Genomic DNA, 21,892 nt, shown 5'->3' with positions numbered 1-21,892 from the left:
CGTCCTGATCGACGATCAGGTGCACGCCTCGGTGGTCGAGCTCAGGGCTGTCCACATAGCCGACGACTCGGTCGTCGACCTCCCGCAGCAGCCCCACCATCGGTGCCACCTCGCCGGCCCGCAGTCGCTGGTCATGGAGCACCCCGTCACGCCGCCGCGACACGAGCTCCCGCCCGTCCCTGTCGACAACCCGTATCCAGGATTCAACCCCGGTCTCCACAAAGACCAGAGCGCCCACCCGAGCCGGTACATGGATCTGGACGCCCGGCGCCACGGCGGCGGTGATCGTCCCGCCCCGCGCGACCCGGACCCCGTACCACGGATGCACCAGCCACGGCCCGGGCACCAGCCGGTGGAAGTCCTGAACCTGGACCACGGTTCCCGCCGGGTCGATGATCGCGACCCGACCCAGTTCCTCGTGCCACCGCAGATACACCGTGGGCTCCCCGCTCGGCACCTGGATGGCATGACCACGCCACTCGACCAACCCAGTGCCGTCGACAGTGACCGGTCGCTGTTCCACGCCCGGAGGAACGACGTCCACGTCGACCGTCTGCCCCGCCCGCAACCAGTCCTCGTCAGGCATCAGTCCGAGCGTCTGCATCGCGGCGCGCCAACGGTCGGAGCGACGCCACGGGCGCAACGTGCCGCCCATCACGGGCTGCGCCGTCTCCGCCCGGGTCACGACGAACCAACCGTGCCGCTCCCAACGAGACACGGTCAGCGCGATCCCCGGCCCCGACCACGTGTCATCCGGCGGCAACATGACGACGCCATCCAGCACGAACCGACCGTCCGCCCGGGTCACCACGGTTTCAATCTGGTCGATTCCGATGCCCTCTACGTCCAGCGGCTCATCCGGGGGGAACGGTGCCGGACTCCGATAGTAGCGCCCCGCATCGGTTCGGTCACGATCGGTGATCGTCTGGAACGCACCTGGGGCAGGGCTCCTATCAGTCCCATAAGGATCCATCTGCGGCGGGGACGTCCTAAAAGGACCCATCTGCGGCGGGGACCATGACCGTGCCTCCCATCCCACCGGATCGATCACCCACGTGTCCTGCTCGGTGGTGCCCGACGTCGTCTCGTCGGCGGCCCGGCTCGCGCCCACGGCCTGCGCCACGACCAGTTCGGCCAGCACCAGCCCACCGGCCTCCGGATCGAACACGATCCGGTGCCCACCCTCCAGCACCGTCAGCACCGAACGGCCGTGATAGAACGCCCCAACCAACACCCGACCATCCGGGGTACCCGCGTACCCGTCCTCGTCAACCGTGACGCTCTCCCCCCGCGCCACGACGTCCTCCCCCACAGTCGGCGCCACCTCGTCGTTGAGCAATGGCAGCCCAGCCATCAACCTGTCCCGAAGCCGCAACACGATCGAACGGCCGAGAGCATCGGTGACCTGTACCCGACCGTCACCCCGGGACTCGACCAACACCTCGCGGTGGTGGACACCTACGAAGATCCGCCGGCCGCGCTCCCCCGCGAACCCGATCGTCGCGCCGGTGACCGTCCGCACCCGATACCGGAGGTGCACCGGCCACGGCCCATTCTCAACACGAGAGAAGCTCTCGACCGCCAACACCTCACCGTTCGTCGCGATGACCGCCACCCGGTTGAATTCCTCGTGCCACCGCACCCACACCACCGACCCGGCAAGACGACCGTCAACTCGGATGACGTTGCCGACCGGCGTCACCACTGCGCCCCCGCGCCCGACCGCGACCTGCTCCTGCCGCGCACCCCGACCGACATCGTTCACGTCGACCCTGGCGAACCTCCGCAGCCAGGCCTCGGCAGTGAACCGACGGGCCGAGTCCGGCAACGGCGGAAGCGTCCCGCCAACCACCGGCTCAGCCGTCTCCGGAAGGATCACCATGAACTGATTGATCTCCGAACGAGACAGGTACAGACTCAACCCCTCCCGCTGCTGCACCCAATCCGGCAATCGGATCGTGATGTCATCGACCTGCAACAGGCCGTCCGAATTTGTCGCCAAGTCCTCCAGAGCACCGAGACCAAAGAAGTGGCGGGGAGTCCGTGGCACCGAATCCAGCTGCGCCCCGATATCCCGGCCCCGCTGCGCCAACACCGGCTCGACATTTTCGGCGGGCACTTCGCCTTCCAGCGTGGCCAGGCTGGCCTCCAACGCGGCCGCCGCTTCGGCGAGCTGCTGGATTTGGGCGGCAACCCGCGGTCGCGACTCCGGGGGCAACGCACGGAAGAACCGCTCCGCCGCCTGGACGGCGGCCGGGGTGTGACCCTGCGCCTCCGGCCCCATGCGCATGCGCAACGACCTGACCGAGGTCATGTAGTGCTGCGCACGCTCGGCCAACTCCGCCCCCATCGCGGCCAACTCGCCCTGCCGCTCGGCCGGAAGTCGCTCCAACCGTTGCTCCACATGGCCCAGTCGATCCGTCCGATCCGCATGCGCCCGCCCGCCCGACCCATACATCACCAGCGTCCAGTCAGCCACCAGCCCGTCCGCCGCACTGCCGTCAGCGGGGGTGGCCCCGTCGACTGGCGGCCCATCGGCTGACGACCCATCGGCTGACAGCCCATCGGCTGGCCGCCCATCGAGCGACAGGCGAGCGTTCTGGTCCGTCACGAACAACGGCGCCCAGTGGCCGGGCGAATACGCCACCAACAACAGCGGTCCACTCTCACCCTGGACCTGATGCGGGAACCACAGCCCACGCCGGAACTCGATGACCTGAACCCGGACCCCGAAGTTGGCCAGGAACGCGTCGAGGAATCCCGGCTCGTAGATCTCACCACCCTGGCCGGATCGCAACTGAACGACCAACGCGTGATCCGGATCAAGCATCTCCTCGACCACATTCAGGAAGTTCTCGGCCCGCTGCGGCGCGAATTCCAGGAGCTGATACTGAGAAGGTCGCGCCCGAACCAACAATTGAGCCAAGGTGTCCGTCAAACACAGCGCGCCCACGCCGAGCGCACCGCCCAGCCGCAACCACCGAGGCAGCCCCGGGGCCGCCTGCACCCCGGCGGCCAATGCGACCTGCCCGGTCGCGTACTCCCACCCATCGGTCTCACGCCCGGAACCGGACTCAACAGCCCAGGGCCGATCATCGCGTCGAGCGGCGATCTGATCCTCGACCACGCGCTGCCCGATCAGGAACGCGCTCGCCGCGGCGGACACCTCCTCCGCCGTCGTCGAATCCAGGTCGGGCCGCAGACCCCGCGGCGGCGCCGCCTCGCCCAAAGCACGCCGCAACGCTCGCGGGTCCGGCCCGTCAGCGGCGACCCCGAGCAGTGCGCCCACCCGACTGCTCGGCCAGTACGCCGAGAAGTTCTCATCCTCCAACGTCATGAAATCGATACCCGGCAACCAGTCGGCCAGGCGCCGACCCGGAGGTTGCAAAATGTCGGGACCGACCAGATCCGTGTGCAGCGCGAAATCGACCAACGCCACCGTCGTCAAGAGGTTGACGACCGAATCGGGCACCGGCATGCCGTCCGACCACAGCCCCAACCCATCAAGCGCCGTCCGAATCTGCGCCAGCAGCTCGTCGGCCGGCCGGCCGAGACTCATCACCGCCACCAGGTGCCGCGCCGGCGCTTCGCCCGCCCATCGCACCAGCGCGCCCAGCCACAGCGCGCGGCGCACCTCGGCCAACCGCCACCCCAACTCCGCCAGCTGCTCCACCCGCTGCCGCGCATCCCCCAACCATGTCTCCGGAGCGACCCCGGCCAGCGCCGCCAGGTCGGCACGCCACTGTTGCAACGCCGGACCCGGCTGCTCCCGCGTGCCGACCGCCGACACGGCGGTCTCCAAGACCCCGGCCAGCCTTCGCCAGCCGTCGATACCGGCCCGCGACCAATCCACGGCGGCCGCGGCACTGACCACGTCCGGGCCCAACAATCCGTCGAGTTCCCTCAGCCACAGGCCGTCACCGTGCCGGTACACGGCCACCACCGTCGAGTCCAGCTGCCCATAGCCGTGGACCACCACGAAGACCTCAGGCGCCCACTGGGCACCGCCGAATGTGTCGAAGACGCCCCACAACACACCATCCGGGGTCAGGCGATCGGGCCGCCGCACACCGACGACCAGCACCGGCGCCCCATCCGGCACCACGCCGGGCGGCCCGACATCAGGAACAACCCTTTCGACCGATTCCAATGCGAACCGGGATCGCTGCCGAAGCCATATCCACGGCTGACCATCACGCTGAACAAGTACCCACGAGCGCCAGAACTCACGAGCGACCTGGCCGGTGGTTTGCCAGTCGAAACCGGGATTCCCAAGAAGGGCATCCCAATGCTCAATTGGAGAAATGACGGCCCTCCCACCCGAGGACTCTGCCGTCGACTGCCCAACGCTGTCGACCTGCACCCCTGGTCGAACGATCGACGCGGTGACTGCCGGAGCCACGCCGTCGTTGCCCGCATTGCGCTCCGTAGGCACTGCGGGTGGCGACGACGCTCCGGTGTTGCCGACCGGACTCACGGCGTCAGCCGGACTCACGGCGTCAGCCGTGTTCGGGACCAGTTCCGCCAGTATCAGCCCGCCGGCCCGCGCATCGAACAAGACCCGACGATCACCCTCACGCAGCATCAGCACCGGACGGCCGTAATAGAACGCCCCGACCAACACCGGACCATCCGGGGTGTCGGCATATCCGTTCTCGTCAACCTCGACGACCTCACCTTGCCCGACGGCGTCCGGCCCCACCACTGGCGCAGCCTCATCGCCGAGCAACGGCTCCCCAGCGATCAACCGGTCCCGGCGCCGCAACACCAACAGCCCGCCACGCTCATCGACGACCCGCACCCAACCGTCGGGCCGAGATTCCACGAGAACCTGGCCGTCCCGGACCCGGACGAAGATCCGCACCCCATGCGCCCCCGCAAACCCGATCGTCCCCCTCGGCGCCACCGACACCCGGTACCAGGGATGGACCGGCCACGGACCGTGCTCGATACGGTTGAATTCCCCTCTGTGCACGACGTATCCGCTTTGACCGATGATCACCATTCGATGGAACTGCTCATGCCACCGGACCACCAGAGTCGCACCGCTGTACCGCGGCAGTTGGACCGTGCCGAAGGGCCATCGGATGTTCCCAGCGTCGTCGGCGGTGACCAGCATCTGTCGCTCGCCCGGACCGGCGTTCTCCATTTCGTCCGGTGTGTACGTTTGCAGCCACTCCCGAGTCCGTACTCGTCGCTCGTCACTAGCGAGACGCGGGAGCCATCCTCCAGCCAGCGGCTCGGCCGTCGCCGCATCGGTCAGCATGAACCATCCGTCGCGCCGATGAGCCAGGTTCATGCGCAAGCCGACCCGCCACGGTATCCGTGCCGGCAACGACGTCTCGTCGAAACCGGACCATTCCCACTCTCTCGACCCCGTCTCCCTTGGCATCAACTCGCTGATGTCGATGGCCGTGACGTCAACGACCGGGCCCCAGGCCGACCAATCGATCACATTGACGTTTGTGACTATTTCGGACAGCACCAATCCGCCGGCCTGCGGGTCGAAGACGCGCCCATAACCACCCTCATCCAGGACATGAAGCTGACGGCCGGCATAGGCCGCACCGATCAAGAAGCGGCCGACAGGGGTATCGACGTAGCCGTCACGGTCGACCTCAATCTGGTCACGCCGCCCTGGCGCGTCCGACCGCACCACCGGTGCCACCTCGCCGTCGAGCAGTGGCTCCCCGGCGAGCAGCCTCTCCCGACGCCGCAGTACCAACAGTTGGCCGCCAGAATCCACGACCCGCACCCATCCGTCGCCGCGAGATTCAACGAGGACGTCCCCAGCCCGGACCGGAAGGAAGATCCGCACACCTCGCGCCTGCGCGAACCCGATCGTCCCGCCTCGAACGATCGACACCTGATACCAGGGATGCACCAGCCAAGGCCCGTGCTCAACCAGGTCGACATCGATGACGTTATGTACACTTCCAGTCCGATCGATGACGGCAAGACGGCCCCGCTCCTCGTGCCACCGCAGCCACACGGTCTGGCTGCTGGGTGCGACCACTAGAAGGACGGCGCCCTGCCAAAAGACCCTTCCTACGTCGTTGGCTGTGGACTGTTCCTGCTGCTCGCCTGGACCGATGCGGTCCACATCGACGGAGTCCCCCCTCTCGAGCCAGTTGCGGCCGGCAGCATGGCGTCTGGTACCGGGCAATGCGCGCAGCCATCCGCCGCCCACCGGCTCGGCCGTCCCTGGATCGGTCAGCATGAAACGCCCATCCGCCGTCCGATACAGGTTCAGGCGCGGGCCACCTGGCCCCCACGACCCTGTCGGATACATCCGCCAATCGAGACCATTGGAGTACCAGCTGTCCGTTCCCGGATTCACGGACACCAACTCGCTGATGCCGATGCTGGCGACGTCCGCCGCCCCATTCGGGCCGACCGACCCCGACGACTCACCCTCCGGGTCATCGCCGTCGATGCTTGACGTCTCGGACCCATCCGGCATCCCGCCGGCGAGCACCGGCAGCCACCGGCCCGACGGATCCCGCCGGTACCGGCCGACCACCGCGACGGACTCCGGATCGACCCCGGTGAAGTGGTCGGCGTGGGTGAACCAGCCCGGCACCTCCCCCGGAACCCGCGCACCATCCACAAAGGACTCAACCGTGATCGTCGTCAGCAACGACCGCAACGGCACCGTCGGACCACCCGAACCCGCCGCCGCCAGCACCCGATCGCCCGCCGCTGCCAGCTCCGCCTCGTCCGGCACGAACCCCAGGCGATCCGACGCCTCGATTGCCACCAGACCGCGCATCAGGTGCGACCAGGCGGTGCGCCACGGCCCCACGGGCACCCACACCGACCGGTCCAACAGATCGGACCGCGCCCCACCCTCCATCGCGGTCCGGACCCGGACCGGCAGGATCTGAGCCAACCCGGAGATCCACTCCGCCGCCTCGACCAAGGCGTCCAGTGGACTGCGCGCGTCGAACCGCACCACCGAGCCAACCTCGCGCGCCCAGCGCGCGACCTCGTCCTCCGCCAGCCGCAACTGCCCGAGCCACGTCGGCTCCGGCGCCACCGAGGTGTCGGAGAACACCGAGCCGTCGGACAGCACCGAGCCGTCCGGGTCGGTCGTGGACGGCGCCGCGAGCCCGAGCAGGCTCGGGACCGGCACCAGCGGAGGCTGCGCGTCGGCGGGCACCGACTCGTCCAGCTCGACGACCCGCGGCTCGATGCCGGCGGCCTGAGGTACCGGCACCTCGGGCACGCTCAGGTCGTCGACGGGCCGGGCCGGTGTGAACAGCGAGACCGTCTCCGCCCCCGGCCGCGACAGCACCGCCGCGACATCCCGCTCCTCGACGCCATCCATATAGACGTTGACATACAACGACTCACGTTCAACCGGAGGCAGCGCGGCCAACCGGTCCACCACCGTCACCAAGTCGGCGGTGGTCAACGGGTTGACCGGCGAACCCGCCAACACCACGGCCAGCCTCGACATCATCAGGTCGAACCGGCCATGGAAGAAGGCCACCAGCGTGCTGGGCAACCCCACCATGAGCATCAGCCGCCGCGCCTGGGCAATCGACGGGTAATCGGCCACGACGCTGTCCAACTCAGGGTGTGGCGGCAAGGACGAGAAGGGGCCCTCGACGATCGCCCGCGGATGGCCCGGGTCGGACACCTCCGTCTCCCTCAGCTGCGGTGCGACCACGTGCCACCACAAGCGGGTCCACGCCGACACCACACCCTCGATCAAGGTGTTGTACTCCGTCGTCCCGAAAGGGAAGTGTGCGTCGACTCCCGCCCTGTAGCCAGGGTGCTCCATCTTGTGGAAGATCTCGTGGCCCAAGGTCGCAGACAGATTCACCAACGTCCACTGTTTTGCGACGTCGGTCTGCCCGGCCGGGAAGACTTGAATGACGATTTCACCCGTGCCGGGGAGGTGACCCCCGGTCCTACCCCGACCGATCGCAAGCAGCTGATCGATCCGGCCGGGTTCGTCCAGGATTTCGTCGATGACCTCCGCCGCGATCCGCCCCGCGCGGTTGGTCGGGAGCCTCATTGCGTCGAACTTCGGCAGCTGATCGTACGCCATCTCCGGGAGGTACCCGCCGGCCAGAACTTTCAGCATTCTTTCCTTTGCCGCCCACCGGGCAGTGCCGCGCCTGGCCTGGGGCTGGTCTGGACCGCGTCCCGGTTCGTCACGGACCAGTTTCGCGTTCTTCTCTCCGTAGACAACAAACCTGTCGCGCAGGTCGCCGGGCTTGCCGGGACGATCGGCCACCAGGCGAGGTGCTCGGGCCAGCCGACCGAACACCTGGTCGATCTGTTCGGCGACGAGATGCGCGATCCGCTCCGCATGCAACAACGTGAACGGCTCCGACAGTTCCGCGTGCTCCTTCTCACCTCTGCCAACGACGAAGTCCTGAAATTCCTCATCAATATGTTGGCGGAAGGCGGTGCGCAGCCCTTGCCGGTACTGCTCGTCCGTCCAGCGCGAGCCGGCCGGCGTCGACGAGGTGACGGAGAGCTCAGGTGCGAGCGCCTGGGCGAGAAGTTTCCATCGTCCCGGTGAGGGCCGCATCGCCACCGCCTCTGCCAGGTTCCACGGCGGCGCGTGCTGAACCTGGTCGGCATACAAGCGGTACAACACGGTCGTAAGGACCTTGGAATCAATCGCGAGCGAACGCGACTCCACGTGGCTGGCCAGCCACGTCGCCGCCAACGCACGCTGCCGCAAGGGCAACGCCAGCAACTCAGCCAACACGGCGGGCATCGGCGCCTGCGCCAACTCCTCAGGACCGGTCCGGGCCAGCGACTCCGTCACCCTCTGCGCGTCAAACAACTGTCTCGGCGCCCCGTGCGCGACCGCGTCGGGCCGGTCCAACGCCGCGACACCATCGTCGAACCGCTGCGCCAGCACCTCGGTCAACCACGACCCCACCCGCGGAACCCCGGCAACCTCCCGCAATGCTCGCCGCACCGTTTCCGACTGCCACAGCCAAGTCAGTTCCGCGTCATCAGTGAGCTGCACCAACCCAACGCGCGCCGCGGCCATCTGCTCCGCTTGATCAGCCGGGCTGAAGGCGAGGAACACCCGCATGTCCTGCACCGTCAGCGCTGCCGCCGGATCGCCCGCCCGGTACCGCGACAACAACTGAATCAGCACAGGAGCTGTCAGCCTGACCCCACGCCACGCCAGACCCCGCACCCTCATGTGATCCACGCCGTGCTGGGCCAGGAACTGCCCCACCTCGCCGAACACCAGCGGCACACCGGCCCGTCCTGGCCCCACAGTGGCCACGAAGGTCTCCCCGCCGGTGGGCTCGGCCCGCAGGAACACCACCGGCGCACCGTCCACGTTGTACATCCACACGCCGCCCTCATCGACGGCGAGTCTCCACAACGACCCCAAGTTCACATCATCGGCCAACCACCAACTCGCATGGAGCCGCGCTCCGATCGGCAAGTCGGACAACCCGCGCGAAGGCCAAGCCGGATCAACCACCCCGTCCCACTCATCAACCGCCCGGGCCAGCGCCGCGGCGCTCGCCGCCCCGCGCTGCGCCATCGCCTCCTCCACCGATCGCTCAACCAGTGTCAGCCGCTGCCTCGCCGCCGCCACATCCACCGCCAACTCCCGCGCCGCCCGATCGACCATCACCCGGCCCAACACAAGCGCCCCGACCGAACCCGGCACATAGACCGTCCACCATGGACGGTGACCAGGCAGGAACAACTCCTCACGCAACAGATCCGGACGAGCCAACAACCGAGTGAACAGGGGATCGCCGGCCACCAAAGAGCCCACCTCGGGGCTCAGATTCAACAAACGCAACCGCGCCCACCGCACCACCACCGGCTCAGTGGGGTCATAGTTCAGGAAACTCAGCGCTGGATCCGCCAACGGATCCCGGCGCGCCAAACGCGAATCGACCATCTGCAGCAAGACCCGCACCACCACCGCCGGGCTCACCGGCGCGATCACCTCACCGATCGGCACACCATCCGACCCCACCCGCTCCCGAACCGGCTGGACCGCCGCCGCCACCAACAGGTCGTGCACGAACGCCAACGCCCGCTCCGGCTCACCCACCCCGACCGAAGAACCGACCCCGGCGGAGGAACTCGCCTCGCCACCTGACCCCGACCCCGGCCGACCTGACAACCGCAACTCGGCCATGAAACTCGCCAGACGCTGCCGCTTCCCCCGACGCACCGGCGGCGCCGGCTCCTCCGGCTTCGGCTTCCGCCACCAGAGCCACCCGAGTTCCCGCAGCGCCGAGGCGACCATGTCCTTGGCCAACACCGCATCGACACGCGACACCGCTCGGCCATCCTCACCCAGACCCGCCACCTCACCAACCAACGCCCGCACCACATCCCGACTCACCATCAACCGCGGCGCCGAACCCCGCATCAGATCCGAATAGTGCTCCGCAAACGAATCCGCGACCAACGACACCGCCGGCGCCGGCAACGGCGCGCCGCCCGCCAACGCGGGCCGCCAATCGCCCGACGGATCACGCCAGTACCGGCCGACCCGCTGCACCGACACCGGATCGACCTGAATGAAATGCCCACCATCGGTGAACCAACCGAACACCTCACCACGAACCCGGGCCCCATCCACAACGGACTCGACCGTGATCGACGCCAACAGCGACGCCAACGGCACCACCGGATCCACATCCACCTGCGCCTCGACCACCTCCGCCAACGACGCGAACTGCCCAGCCTCCGGCACCACCCCGAAACGACGCCACGCCTCCGCCTGCGCCATCCCCACCATCAACGACAACCACAAACTCCGCCACGACCCCGACACCGGCACCCGCACCACACCAGCCACCCGATCAAACCCAACCACCCCATCAAACCCCGGCACCACCCCCACCGGCCGCATCCCCAACAAACCCGCCGCCCACTGCGCCATCTCCACCAACGCCGCCGACCGACCCGACGCCCCGAACCGCACCTCCCGACCAACCCGCCACGCCCACCGCACCACCTCAGGATCAGCCGACCGCAACCCCACATCCGGCGGATCACTCAGCGCACTGTTCGACTCGTCGCTCATGTCCACATCGGACACCTCGTCGAGCTCGCTGAGGTCCAGGTCGTCCGGCCGGCCCGCGCCACCGCGCAACGACAGCACCGGCTCCGATGACGCCGGCAACGCCGACGGGGCCGGACTGTTCACCGTCACCACGTCCGCGCCGGACTGGCGCAACAGACCCGCCACCTCCGCCGACGCCGCGTCCTGCGGGCTGAGGAACACCTGCACGCTCAGTGCCCGGCGGGCCGACGGCGGTGCCGAACTCAACCGCTGGACGGCCTCCCGCATCGCCCGCATCGACAGCGGCGCCTCGGGCGAGCCGAGCATCGCGACCGTCAGCGAGCTGGCGAGCCCATCGCTGTCCATCAGGAAGTAGAACTTCATAAGGTTCGTGGGCCCGACCAGCTGGAGCAGGCGAAGCGCGTTGACATACTCGGCGTAGCGCCAAGCGTCAATTTGCATCGGCTTATACGACCGCACCTGCCACGTCCACACGCCGAGGCTCGTCAGTACCTGCGCCCACCGCCTGTCGTCGGCGCGGAGCTGCCAATAGCTCAGCTCGTGCAGGACGGTTGGCACGCCCTCCTCGAGCACCCGATCACTGACATGACGGGCGAACGCTCGGACGAAAACGTCGTAGCCCTCGGGCTCCCGGACGTGCACGTCTTCGTGGAGCGCGGTGTTGAAGAGAGACTCCTCCGACCTGCGCCTGCCGTGGGCGCCGCTGACCCAACGGTCCACCAGGATCACCTGGCCCCCCAGCGTCGATCCGCCCCAGTTGCGCATGGCCTCGGCCCAGTTCCGAGCCAGCTCCACGTCGTTGAGCTGCTCGTCGATCACGTCGCGCGCGATCTGCGACTCGTGATTGGCGAAGGTGACCAGATCCAAGCGGGCCCCGTGCTCGCTGTTGACGGCGAGGTTCTGAATGATGTGGTGGAGGAACTCCTTCGCGACCTCTCTGACGCCCTCGGGCGTCTGCATCTTGGGCTCGTAGTACTCCCAGATGTCGACGAGGGTGTCGTCGGGCGAGCCGGTGCCGCCGACGTACGGGGTGTCGAGGCGGCTGTACGGCGCAAACGCCGCGTTGTTGGCCTCCCGGGCCATGTTGACGATCTCGTTGACCCGGTCCCAACTGATCAGGCGCTCCGGAACTCGATGCTCCGGCCGACGTTCGCTCAGCCGCGAGGCACGGCTGGCCAGCTCCTTCCCGAGTTCCTCGCGCAGGCGTACGCCATACGGCTCGGGGTGACCGGGCAGCGTCTCCACGAACGCGCGGGTGTCCACGGCGGGCTGGGCCGGCTTGCGGCCGATGGCCCGGTCCATGGCTTCGGCGACGGCCATCGGCGGAGTGTCGACGACCGCTCGCGCCATCGCGGTCCCGCCGATGCTGGCGAAGCGGTGGGTCACCTCACGCATCAGCCGCAGCAGCAGCGCGTCCTCGCGCAACTCCTCGGGTGTGCGCGGGGCTACCGGCGGGGCCCCCTCCAACTGCCGGGCCAGCAGGTACCGGAACGCCTTGAGCTTCTCCACCCCCGGCAACGCGAACAACGTGTCGAAGTCGATGTCGGTGTCGGTGTCGAAATCGTCGAGCATGTCGGGCGTGAACCGCCCCGCCGGCTGCCCATGCACAACGACCAGGCCACCAGACAACAGGGCGTCCATCCCACGATCCACCCGGGCGCTGATGACCCGCTCCAGCACCGGTCGCACGTGCGGCAGCCGCACGCCGTCCAGCACCGCCCCGCGCACGTCGGCCGGTGCCAGCAGCTGCGCCAGCGTCACATCGTCGGCATTCATGATCATCGCTACCGCGAGGAACTGATCCTTCTCCCGCGCACGCGGCGTCAACAGCTCCACCAACAACTGCCGCTGCTGCTCCGCCGTCAGCGACAGCTCTCCCGCGAGGTGGCGCATCGCCTCCGACGCAACCCCAGCCTGGGCGACCGACTCCTCCGTCAGCGCACTCCCGGGCACCGTCGCCTGGTGGACCAAGTCCAGCAGCCGCCGGCCGTGAGCGTCCGTGTACGCCGCCTCATCAATGCCGAGGACCCGGGCCGCCAGCGCCGCCAACCCCGCCCGGTCCCGCGTCAACCCACCGATCTCCAACACGTCATAGAGACGCCGGACGATCCGCAGCCCATCAGGGGTCGGCCGCACCTGCGGCCCGTACAACTGCACCGCCAGCCCCGCCACCCCACGAGCGCGGCGCACCAGCCAGCCTCGCGTCGCCATCGCCGCCGCCGACGGCGACGCCGCCGGTGACCCCGTCCCCGGCGCGTGCAGCGCATCGGCCACCGCCAACACCTGCGTCGGCGTCACACCCGCCGCCGTCGCACCCGCACGGAATGCTCCGGCCAGCACCTCCGCCTCGGAACGGTGGTGCGCCTCGACCGTCGCACCCACCGGCAGCCGCAGCAGCGCACGGATATGGTGGTCGGCTGCCGGTGCCGGCCCAGCCAGCGACACCGACTCCGCGTCCTCATCGGCCATCTCCGTATCCGGCGGAGAACTTAACTCACTCCCCGACCCATCGGACATGTCCGCATCGGACGGATCGCCAAGGTCGCTCGTGAGGTCCAGGTCCTCCGGCCGGCCCGCGCCACCGCGCAACGAACCCACCCAGCCCGATGCCCCGGCCACCGAACCGTCCGGGTGGGAGCCACCGCCCACCCCGCTGTTCAGGTCGGACTGACCCGGCCCCGAGGGCGAGCCCGTGCCGCTGTGCGCCAGCACCCACCGGCCGCGCGGCGCCGACCAGCGCCAGGTCGACTCCACCCCGGTGGCCTCGCGCACCGAGACGAACTCCGATCCGTCCTCGCGCATACGTCCCGGCAACCGCCGCGGCACCCATTGGCCGCCGACCGGAAGCCGGACCTGGATCGAGGCCGGCCGCCATCCTGGCGGAACCGACGCGAGCTCCACCGCTCCCTCGACGGTCGGTAGCCTGGGCAAACCGGCATCGCTCATGTCCGCACCGGACAGGTCGCCCAGCTCGCTCATGAGGTCCAGGTCCTCCGGCCGGCCCGAACCATCCCGCGACGACGACACGGCCAACGCCGACGAAGCGGGGCTGTTCACCGTCACCACGTCGGCGCCGGGCTGGCGCAACAGGCCCGCCACCTCCGCCGACGCCGCGTCCCGCGGGTCGAGGAACACCTGCACGCTCAAGCCGTGCCGGGCCGCCGGCGGGGCCGAACCCAGCCGCCCGACGGCGTCGCGCATCGCCCGCACCGACAGCGGCGCCTCGGGCGAGCCGAGCATCGCGACCGTGAACGAGCTGATCAACCGCTCGCCGTCGCCAAGGAAGTAGAACGCCATCAGGTTCTCGGCCCCAACCACATGGATCAGCCGGAGCGCATTGACATACTCGTTGTATCGCAGGCCCTCCATGGACGGCGGGGAGTACCGCCCCTCAGGCGCGTTCGGGCCACCGACCGTCGCCAGGACGCGCTCCCAACGGCCCCGGTCGGCGCGCAGCCGCCACCAGCTCAGCTCGTGCAGGGCCGTCGGCACGCCCTCACGCCACGCCCGGCCGCCGGCGGTGATCTCGGCCAGTTGCTCCCGGAATGCCAGGTAGCCCGCGGCCTCCCGGAAGTGCACGTCCTCGTGCGTGGTGACCTGGAAGAGACTCAGCTCCATGGCGAGCCTCTCCTCGGCGCTCTCAGGGAGCCACCGCCGCACCACGATCGCCTTGCCCGGAAGGGTCATGCCGGGCCAGTTGCGCATGTACTCGGCCCATTGACGCGCCCGTGCGGGGTCGTTGAGCTGCTCTTCCATCACCTCGTACACGATCTGCGACTCGCGGTTGGCGAGGGCGAACAGATCCAGCCGGGCGCCGTGCTCACTGTGGATGTCGAGGCCATGGATTACCTGATGCAGCGCTTCCGTGGCGAGTTCGTCGACTCCCTCGGCGGTCTGCATCATGGGCTCGAAGTACTCCCAGATGTCGACGATCGTGTCGTCGGGCGAGCCGGTGCCGCCGACGTACGGAGTCTCCAGGCGGCTGTATGGCGCGAACGCGGTGTTGTTGCTCTCCCGGGCCGCGTTGACGATCTCGTTGACCCGGTCCCACCCGAGCAGGCGCTCCGGGACCCGATCCTCCGGCCGCCAACCGGCAAGGCTTGCAGCGAGCCGGCCGGTCCTGAACGCCTCGATCCGCTCGCGCAAGCGGACACCATACGACTCGGTGTGACCGGGCAGCGTCTCCACGAACTCCCGGGTCTCCGCCACCGACCGGAAGGGATCGCCGGCCATGGCCTCATCGGTGGCTGCGACGACGGCCATCGACGGCGTGTCGACGACCGCTCGCGCCATCGCGGTCCCGCCGATGCTGGCGAAGCGGTGGGTCACCTCGCGCATCAGCCGCAGCAGCAGCGCGTCCTCGCGCAATTCCTCGGGTGTGCGCGGGGCTACCGGCGGGGCCCCCTCCAACTGCCGGGCCAGCAGGTACCGGAACGCCTTGAGCTTCTCCACCCCCGGCAACGCGAACAACGTGTCGAAGTCGATGTCGGTGTCGAAATCGTCGAGCATGTCGGGCGTGAACCGCCCCGCCGGCTGCCCATGCGCAACGATCGGGCCGCCGGACGACAGGGCGTCCATCCCGCCCTCGACCCGGTCGTTGATGACCCGCTCCAGCACCGGGCGCACCACCGGCAGCCGCACGCGACCAAGCACCGCCTCGCGTACGTCGGCCGGCGTCAACAGCTGCGCCAGCGTCGCATCGTCGGCGTCGAACAGCATCGCCACCGCCAGGAACTGATCCTTTTCGCGCGGCCGCGGCGTCAACAGCTCCACCAACAACCGCCGCTGCTCATCCACGCTCAGCGACAGCTCACCCGCCAGGTGGCGCATCCCCTGCGACGCCACCCCGGCCTGCGCGACCGCCGCCGCTGTCGGCTCGGTCCCGGGCATCGCCGCCTGGTGCACCAACTCCAGCAACCGCGGGCCGTCAGCATCCGTGTACGCCGCCGCATCGATGCCGAGCACCCGGGCCGCCAGCGCCGCCAACCCCGCCCGGTCCCGCGTCAACCCGCCGATCTCCAACACGTCATAGAGACGCCGGACGATCCGCAGCCCATCGGGGGTCGGCCGCACCCCCGGCCCGTACAACTGCACTGCCAGGCCCGCCACCCCACGGCTGCGGCGCATCAACCACCCGCGCGAAGCCATCACCGCGGCCGACGGCGGCTCCGTCAACATCACTGTCCCCGGCGCGTGCAGCGCATCGGCCACCACCAACACCTGCTCCGGCATTACCCGCGCCGCCGTCGCACCCGGACGGACGGCCCCAGCCAGCACCTCCGCCTCGTACTGGTGGTGCGCCTCGACCACCACGTCATCCGGCAGGTCCAGCAACGCGCGAATGTGGCCGTCCGACGCCACCATTGGCCCGACCACCGTCAGCGAGGAGTCCCCAGACGACGAGCCATCCTCCGACCAAGCCAACTCAGTGTCTGACGGATCGCCCGGCTCGCCGTCCGACTCATCGCTGATGTGCAGATCGGACAGGTCGCCAAGGTCGCTCGTGAGGTCCAGGTCCTCCGGCCGGCCCGCGCCACCGCGCAACGACAGCACCGGCTCCGAGAACGCCGTCGTGCCGTCGGCGGCGGGCGATCCGGCCGCGACCGCCAGAATCGCCCGCAGTCCCGCCCCGTCCAGTCGCGGGCCATGGGTATGGACAACGGTGCCGGCCGCATCGAGCACCTCCCAGCCGTGCCGCGAGTGCCAGCCGGGATCAGACCCGCTCTCAAGCGTGACGCTGACGTCGCCGTCGGAGCTTCGCGGCCGGACAAGCCACGCCCCGCCACGCAGGGCATCCTCGGTGCCGGCCGGGTGCAGGGCGAGCACGACCGGCCGGGTGTCGGCGGCGAAGGCGTCCAGCTGCGCCCTCAGCGCTTCGCGTTGCCGCCTGGTCAGCTCGGCGGCGTCGGCCGGGTCTTCACCGAAGCGGATGTCTCGCGGCGCCGGGACGCCGGCCGCGGTGGTCGCGCGCGGAACGACGGGAACCTGGTCGGTGACGCCGCGGGGCACGGCGACGATGACGGGCCCCGGATAGCCGGCTGCCGCCGCGTCGTAGGCGTCCCACACCGGCCCCGACTTGACGGCCGTTCCGGTCCAGAGGAGGTTCCCCCAGCCCCGGATTCCCGCGACGAGCGGCGGCTGCCAGACGGTCAGCGCCCACAGCCGGGCCACCTGTTCCCGGGCGAGTTCCGCCTCGGGCGGGAACAGGCCCTGCAACCCGTCGAGGGCGCGGCTGCTCTCCGGGTCGGCGTCGCGGCCGTAGTGCTGGCCCAACACCTGAGGTCCGGGCACCGGCACCGGGCGCACGCTCGCGTCGACGATCGCCTGGACGATCCGGGCCCGGGCCTGCGTCGCGCCGAGGTCGAGGTCACCGCCGAAGAAGCGGAACTCCACGTGGTCGCGCCGGGACGCCACCCCACGGTGCCAGCCTTGGACCAGCGGGTCCAGGGTGAACGCGTCGTACCGCGCGTCCGGCCCCGAGTCGAGCAGCCGACTCAGTCGCTCACCGTACCCGTCTGACGGCGCCGGAAGCGGCCTGGCTTGCAGCACGCCGCGGTGGTAGCGGGCGCCGGGCGGCAGCCCGAGGCGGAACAGCGACTCCTGATGGGCGTGGACCGAGCCGAGCAACCGGGCCATCCGGTCCCGGTCCAACCCGAAGTCGCCGACACCGACGTGGATGTGACCCGCAGTCCGGACGCTGCCGACCGCCCCGTGGCGGCGCAGGATGCCGATGGCCAGGGCGATGTCCGTCCACAAGGGACGTTGCGTGGTTGACGGGAAGCTACGCCGGAACGACAGGATCGGGGAGACGAGCTCGCCGCCGCCCTCCACGGTGCCCTCACGCTCCAACCGCCAGCCGTCCGGGGCGCGGGTGTATCCCTGCGCCTGCGTGCCGTGGTCGTCCAGGATCTGGCGTTGCGTGGAGAGGCCGTACCGGCGCAGGTCGGTGATGATGTCGGCCATCGTCGCCGCCCACTCGTCCGCACTACGCTCCGGCAGATCGAACTCCAGCTCCAGTCCGATCGACCGGACGGAGTCACCCGGCTGGGAGTCCAGGGACACCGGCAGCGCCGAGAGCTCGGCCGCCCACGTGATGAGTTCGCCCCTGCTCGGCACAAGGCTCGGGTCGGTCATGTCGCGAGCCAGTCGGCCGGTGCTGGTGGTCGCGTAACCGCCGTCACTCATGGTCTCGTCGAGTCGCACCCACCCGCCCGGTGCGTCGACGACCAGATCGTGTTGGTGGGCTCGCACCTCGCTGCCCGGGCTGGGCATGAACGCCACCCGCCCCGCGGCGACGAACCGTTGCCGGAGCGACTCCACCGCCGCCGCATCGAGGACCAGTCCATCGGACGGCACGATCCGCACCACGCGACTGTCGCGGCCGGCCAGCACCGCGTCGATCGGCTCGGAATCCAACCGGTCGCCCTCGCGGCGCACGAAGACGGTCTGGATGTCGGTCCGGACAGCCGACGCCCCTTGGCTGGCCTCGTCGCCCCGCCCGAAGACCGTCCGCGGCCGGCCCGTCACGGCGCGCCCCACCGCTTTGAACGCCCGGCGCATGCCGACCTCGCCCTCGACGGCGTCGGTGATCGCTGCGACCACACCCGCCCCGACGAGCAACGGGACGCGGGCGTCCGCCTCCGCGACGCGCATCGGCCGAGGCTGGTTGTCGACCGGCTCGAGTTGCGCGAGCCCACCGAGCGGATCCCGCACCAGCCGCACCGAGCCGTGCAGCGACGGCGGCAGGCTCAGTCCCTCGTGAGCATCGAAGCGCCCATCGAGCTCGAACCGCACCAGTCGCTCGTCGCCGTTAGCCTGGGTCTCCGCCAGGACGAGCCCCCCGTCGGCCTGCCGCTCCACCAGCACGACATGCGGGTGCTCTCCTGGCCGCTCCACCACGATCGCGGTCACGCCACGCGGCCGCAACCCCGCCAACTGGCCCAACTGGGACTCGACGAACGTTCCGTCAAGCCAGGACGCGATCCGATCCTCGTCCCGCTCACGCCGGCTGTCGTCCGACGCCCGCGCAGGCGCGCTCAACGCCCGCAGTACCTCCAACACCCGGGGCAGACAGTCCGGCGTGCCTTCAATCCAGGGCGCCAACGCAAGCACCGCGTCGCGCAATGCCGGTGATCCGACGCCGGACGGTTCTGCAGTGGCGAGCGCGGCGGTGCTCGCGCCGTCCGCCGGATCGCCCCGGCCGATCGTGGCGGCTCCACCGGTTGTCGCCGCGCCGCCCGCCCCGGCCTCCTCGTCCGAGCTGTCGCGGCGGTCCAGGGTCGCGGCGGCGCCACCGTCGCCGGTCGGGCCGGACGAGTCGTCCCTGCCGGCCCGCATGACCGCGATCGGGTCGGCGTCCGCCGGCAGGCCCTCGGGCGGCAGCGTGCGCCGGGCGAGGGCGAACAGCTCCGCACGAGTGTCCACGCCCACGCGTCCGGCCACGTCGCGCAGCTGCGACTCGGTCGCGAAAATGCCCGGGCGGCTGGTGGCGATCTCGTCGAGCTGGCGGGCGACCGCGATGTCGGCCGGCGTCGGGCCCGGCTCGTCGGGCAGGCCGAAGAGCCGCCGCACCCGCAGGTCCTCCACGAGCGGCAGGTGCGCCGCCGTGACCTGGTCGCCCACCCAGCCCGCCCGGGCGTGCAGCTGAGCCAGCGCGGTGGGAGAGTCCCGGTCGATGCCTGACCGCTCGGCCAGGTCCAGCAGCTGGTCGCGACTGGCGAACGTGCCGGGACGGCCCGTGGCCAGCGTGTCGAGTCGCCCGATCACCGCCAGCTCGTCGGCGGTCACGTCGATGTCGAGCGTGATGCCGTACAGCAGTCGGGCCCGCCGGACCGGCACGCCGGCCAGGTGTGCACGGTCCATCGGCTGACCGTGCTCGGCCAGCCACCGGGCCCGCGCGAACAGCTCGGCGGGCCCATCGGCGCCGGCCTCGCGGGCCACGGCAGCCAGCTGCGCCTGCGTCGCGTACGCCCCGGGGCGTCCGGTGACCGTCTCGTCCAGCCGCTGGGCCAGCGCGACCTCGGCGGGGCCGACCGATTGCGGAGCCATCCCGTACAGCTGCGCGGTGCGCCGGCTCGGCACCGTCTGCAGGGCCGGCTCCGTCAACAGGAGACGCTGCTCGGTCTGCCAGCCGGCTCGGGCGAAGAGCTCCCCCAGCGCCCGCGCCCCGTCGGCGTCCAGGCTGATTCCGATGCGCTGGGCCAACCCCAGCAGGGCCGGCCGGTTGGCGAAGACGCCGTCCTCGCCGGTAACGAACCGGTCGAGACCGGCCACGACCGCGAGGTCGGCCTCGGTCACCGCCGCGGGCCCCAGCCCGTAGAGCGACGCGGCGCGTTCCCGAGGCACCGACCGCAGCGACTCCACGGTGAGCGGCAACGATGTCTGCTGGCTCCGCCAGTCGGCCCGGGAGAGCAGTTGCACCAGCGGTCGGGGTGCACCCTGGTCGATCCCCGCCTGCTGGGCGGTTGCGCGCAGTTGCTCTGGCCGGGCCAGCACGTCGCCACGGCCGGTGACGAGCCGGTCCAGCCCGCCCGCCGCAGCCAGCTGCCGGTCATCCACGGAGGACAGATCGAAGGTGTGCCTCACCCAACGGCGGCGCAGTGTGTCGATGCTCAGCGGCTCGCCCGCCGGGTCATGCCGGGCCAGCTCGATCAGGGCCGCAAGCGCCTGCGCCGCCGGCCACTGCGGCGCGCGGAAGCCGACGCTCACCGCGAGATCGGTCAGCTCGTTGCGGGTCGCGGCAACGCCGTCCACCTCGGTGACGAACCGGTCCAGGCGGGCCGCCGCCAAGACCTGCTGCGGGTCGACGGATGGCAATGCATAAAGGTCCATCACCCACTGCTCGCGCAGCCGAGGGATGGTCAACGGCGTATCGGAGCGGGCCAGCGCCAGCAGCTGCCGCAGGGCATCCCCGGACGTCCAGCGCGGCTCGGTGAACCCGACCCGGGCCGCCGTCGCGACCAACCGGTCCCGGGTCGCGAACACCCCGTCGCGGCCGGTGACGAGCCGATCCAGGCGCCGTGCCGCCGCGACATCGTCGGCGCCCGCCGTGGACAGACCGTACGCCCGCGCCACCCAGCGCGCCCGCAGCAGCTCGATACTCAGCGCGCCCGTGTCCTGGGCGGCCAGCGCCAGCAGTTCCCGCCGCGCGTCCGGCTCCGACCACCCGGAGGTTGCGGTCAGCGTCCCGAAGCCGACCTCCCGCGCCAGCCGAGCCAGGGCGTCGGGCGGCGCGAACACGCCCGACCGGCCGGTCGCCAGGTCGTCCAGTCGCGCCGCCGCCGCGACCTGGGCGGAGTCGGGCAGCGGGGGGTCGGCCAGACCGTACGTCTGGCCGACCCACCGCTGCCGCAACAGCGCGACGCTCAGCGCTTCCCCGTCCCGGCCGGCCAGCCCGAGCAGTTCCTGCAGCGCGTCCCGGTCCGACCAGCCCGTGGCGCCGCGGCGATCCCCGAAGCCGACCGTGCGGGCCTGCGCGACCAGCTCCGTCCTGGTCCCGACGACGCCGTCCACAGCGGTCACCAACCGGTCCAGCCGGCGGGCCGCCGCGATCTGGTTGGCATCGACAGAGGCCAACTCGTACGTCCGGGCGACCCATCGCTCGCGCAGCTGGTCGACGGTCAGCGCAGTCCCATCCGGGATCGCCCCGGCCAGGCCGAACAGCTCCCGCATCGCGGCGGGGTCCGACCACCGGGAGCCGCCGAAGCCCACGGCCGACGCCTGGGCGCGCAGCTGGCCCGGCGGGGCGAACCCGCCCTCCGCGCCGGTGGCCAGGCGGTCCAGCCGGGCCGCCACCGCAACCTCATGATCTCCGGCGGTGGGCAGACCGTACGTCTGGCTGACCCACCG

General features: G+C 70.3%; 1 protein-coding gene (running past both ends of the window). It reads right to left on the bottom strand.

All 21,892 nt of this window come from inside a single coding sequence — locus AB0H83_RS22050, zeta toxin family protein, on the bottom strand. Of the gene's 55,662 coding nucleotides, 17,688 precede the window and 16,082 follow it; the stretch shown corresponds to coding positions 17,689–39,580 — codons 5,897 (complete) to 13,194 (partial); reading right to left, the first codon wholly in view occupies nucleotides 21,890–21,892. The start codon and the stop codon both lie outside this window.

Origin of the sequence: Dactylosporangium sp. NPDC050688, from assembly GCF_040654515.1 — a bacterium.
GTDB lineage: Bacteria > Actinomycetota > Actinomycetes > Mycobacteriales > Micromonosporaceae > Dactylosporangium.
This window is presented reverse-complemented; position numbering and strand designations above follow the sequence as displayed.